Source organism: uncultured Gimesia sp., assembly GCF_937919775.1.
GTDB lineage: Bacteria > Planctomycetota > Planctomycetia > Planctomycetales > Planctomycetaceae > Gimesia.
On record NZ_CALFPF010000670.1, the window covers coordinates 1 to 3,353 of the forward strand.

A 3,353-nucleotide genomic window follows, 5' to 3' on the forward strand; every position below is an offset into this window, starting at 1 on the left:
CGTACCATATTGCCGGGTGTCGAAACGAGAAACGGAGTGTTCGCCGCAACGACTGCCGACTTGAGTTCTGGAAAGCTTGCGCCACTCCCCAAATTAGGTGCGCCGACAGGCAATTTCCGGGGCGGACGGCTCGTCGTCGAAAGTTTCAGGAAAACTGCCGACCATTATGAGACGAAAGCGATTTTCGATGTGGCAACAGCAGAACTTGTTAATGTCGTGACGCTTGAAAAACTATGGAAAACACAGGCAAGGCTTAACTCAGAATCGACAGTCATGTCTGTTTTGGGGAATAAAAATGGTTTCGATTCGTTTGTCGATTTGATTGATGTCAGAACCGGTAAGGGGACAGGACAAATGAAGATCCCATATGGAGTGACCCATCTGAGCCTTCCTCTGAAACAAGAACACAACGTGGGGGTCATCTGTAGTCGCGGATTTGCGACGTTCGATATGAAAGTAAAACAAATGAAATCGTTGATCCCGTATACGCGCTATTGGCTCTCCCAGCATCCCGAATTGACTTCCAAAGAAGTGTTTCTTCGCGACGACAATCCCTATTCAGATCGCCGCGATCTCAGAGACGAATTCTATATCGATTACGATTTTTTCGGAACCGAGTTTTATGTATCTACAGGCAACATATCAGAGGAAGCGGGAGTGTGTTTGTTCGTGGAACGAGGCCGGCTGTCACTTTGGAATCTAAGGAACGGTGACCTACTCTGGGTTGGTTATGACGAAAAAAACGTTGTTCCAATTTCTGCGGCCTTCAGTCGCGACGGCAACCTTGCCGCAGTGATCACTCGATCAGCGGTTCAAATCATCAACTTTACGAGTTTGATCAAGCGAATGCATCAGGCAGAAAACTGAACAGCCCGACGATCCACGATTGGGCACCTTCGGCGTCTTGCCAGATGCCGTTTCTACCTCAGGACGGTTAGACTGGACCTAGTCTGAGTAAGTTGGCTGGAGTATTCAGTGCTCCCATACGCCCGGCAAGTTTGTCATGATTTTCAAGGCGGTGAGGGTCATCCACGTCAAGCTGGCTCGTTGACAGCGCCTTGCTGAAAAATCCACGTGTGGGCCTGGTCAATTGCCTTTGCCAGCAGCAGCAGGTCGTCGCGGCCGAAGTGTTGGGATTCTCGCCACAGATCGCCGTCGCGATACAGGCGAGTCACCGTGACGTTGTGGCGGTCTCCGGATTTGGTTTGGTTGAACCAGATGTTCGCTTTGATGTAGCCGAACCGGATGCTGTGAATGGGTTGCTTTGCCATCGAGACGTGTCCTTCAAGATCGAATGAGATGGTCGGAAAAAGAAGTAATTCAATCAGTGACAGGCCACTTGCCAGACTGAAGAATCTGTGGCATAAAAAAGGCTACCGGGCGTACCCGGTAGCTGAAAACCTTTGCGATCTTCTCACTCCAGGTGAGGGAAGATCCACCAGGGCATGATTTCCGATTCGTATGTGAGTTCAGGTTCCTCAAGTGCCAACAGCACTTCAAGGAATGCCTCATATCGCGACTCCGGATCTCTGGCTTCTGGCGATAGATCTGCTGAATACAGATCATTAGGTTTTTCGTCTTTCATGCGTTCTCCTGTTTTCTGTGCAGTCCTGCAGACAGCACTGTTTCAATCAACCCCATCCGCAGATGGAGCTCATCAAAAGGGAGAACGCTGGAAGGCGGTTTACCATCGCTCGGCAAACTGAGCTTCGTCTTTTTCAATGTTCCGACGATCGAACATGCGTCTTGAGTTTTACAACGCGACGGCGCCGTAGCCTGTTTTATGTTTGAGAAGCTAACAGGAGGGCTTACAAGAATTCAGCCGCCTGACAACGGGGATGGATCAACAGACCGGCGTCAATCTTCGATACAAATCAACCATGACCGTTCCGATATCACAGGCTCGTTACAGGGGCGTGTTGGCAACAGACATTCTGTGTTGTATTGAACGACATCTGAGACGCTCATCCCATCTCAAATCGCCCCGTTGAGAAAAATCCGTAAAAGACCACGATGGCGGCCTACTTGCATCGGCGGTACTGTTTCCGAATTCGATTCATCTGACCTGCGTGTCGTCAATCACTGACGCCGTATTCAAATACAAGCCGCACCGAGTTCATTCCAAATCTATCCGGACGAACCTGCGTGTCGCTGTTGCGTAACAAACCAATGACAATCGAGGTTTCAAAATAAAACGATAGTCTGCCCCCGCTCGTCGGGCATAAAAAGGTGAGCACTCTGCGGGAGAGTTAAAAACTCGCGGTTATTAACGAACGGAATCAATGAGGTGTTATGCAAACACAAACGAAAGGAACGGAATCGGAGAGGTATTGGGCAGATTGGTTTGAATCTGGACCCACGGTGATCGATGCGGAAGAATTTGGGGAGCAGCCGGTCGAACTGATCGACTGTGGCGTAGGACTGTGGATCACGAATGTGGATCCCATTCTACGGGTTCGCGGGAAGAGGCTGAATCTGGACGTCAACTTTGATGTTGGGCTGGTTTCTGTCTCATGGGGTGTGCTGGCGAAAATTAGCCGTGAGGATATTTTTCGTGTCCTGCAGCATCATGTTGCAAGATGGCATAATCTTGAAAACCCCGCGCGAGGGGACGATGTTTGGGACGATGTCCTGAGTTCCACAAGCTACACGGCTCGTGGAAATGTCCACATGGGAACCATCTTGAGTCTGAACAAAACAGACATGAGACTCAACGGAAACCTCTTACTGAATTCGCCGGATTACCTTGGGTGATCCTCTCAGGGGTAAGCTTCGGCTTACCCCTTTTTGTTGCGCAGTGCTTCGTGAATCCCAATCGGCGCATAAAAAAAGCTGACAGAAAGTCCTGTCAGCTTGCGTTCTCAGAAGAACGACTTGTTGGCGTCCAGCAACATTGCCAAATGAATGACAAACGTTACTACGATGGTGAACCAGATTAAGCGAATCCATTCGTGTTTCTCTCGTTCAGACATTCGTCGCTGCCGTTTCTTTCGGAATCGGCCAGCATTAACAGACTCACCCATGTGTCCTCCCTCCGTTTGTGTCGCGTTCGTACTCGTGACACTGTTTCAATCAACCCCACCGAATTGTGGAGCTCATCAAAACATCAGTGGAAAGATTTCACTGAATGAAGTTGCCGTTGTTTCAGGCCAGCAACATCCCGTCTACCTTGATTTAACAACCCGGCGGAACGGTTGATGTTCTTTTCTTCCCCGAAGGGAAATGGCAAACACAGACCAAAAATATCGAATGGAAAATTGCATGGCAGGGCCATTAGTGAAATCGTAAACGTCCCATTCACGAACTTCCAGCAATGAATCAAAGATTTGAGCATCGGGCCTGATGTTTCGCTC

At 49.4% G+C, this 3,353-nt stretch carries 5 protein-coding genes; 2 read left to right on the forward strand and 3 right to left on the reverse strand.

The annotated features are described in order from the left end of the window. Positions 1-867, forward strand: an 867-nt coding sequence (locus Q0294_RS19025) for a hypothetical protein (RefSeq protein WP_299468611.1), incomplete at its 5' end; no start/stop codon positions are given. Positions 868-1,034: 167 nt separating this feature from the next. On the opposite strand, the gene Q0294_RS19030 is transcribed toward Q0294_RS19025, so the two are convergent. Then, positions 1,035-1,271, reverse strand: a complete 237-nt coding sequence (locus Q0294_RS19030; protein ID WP_299468613.1) for a hypothetical protein — start codon at positions 1,269-1,271, stop codon at positions 1,035-1,037. A gap of 143 nt (positions 1,272-1,414) precedes the next feature. Then, complete coding sequence (locus Q0294_RS19035; protein WP_299468615.1) at positions 1,415-1,585, reverse strand: hypothetical protein; 171 nt, start codon at positions 1,583-1,585, stop codon at positions 1,415-1,417. A 707-nt stretch (positions 1,586-2,292) separates the two neighbouring features. Between Q0294_RS19035 and Q0294_RS19040 the strand changes: the two genes are divergently transcribed. Then, a complete protein-coding gene (locus tag Q0294_RS19040) occupies positions 2,293-2,754 on the forward strand; it encodes a hypothetical protein (RefSeq protein ID WP_299468617.1) in 462 nt (153 codons plus the stop codon). Positions 2,755-3,106: 352 nt separating this feature from the next. Here Q0294_RS19040 and Q0294_RS19045 read toward each other — a convergent pair. Next, the coding region (locus Q0294_RS19045) for a hypothetical protein (protein ID WP_299468619.1) at positions 3,107-3,353 on the reverse strand (247 nt) is incomplete at its 5' end.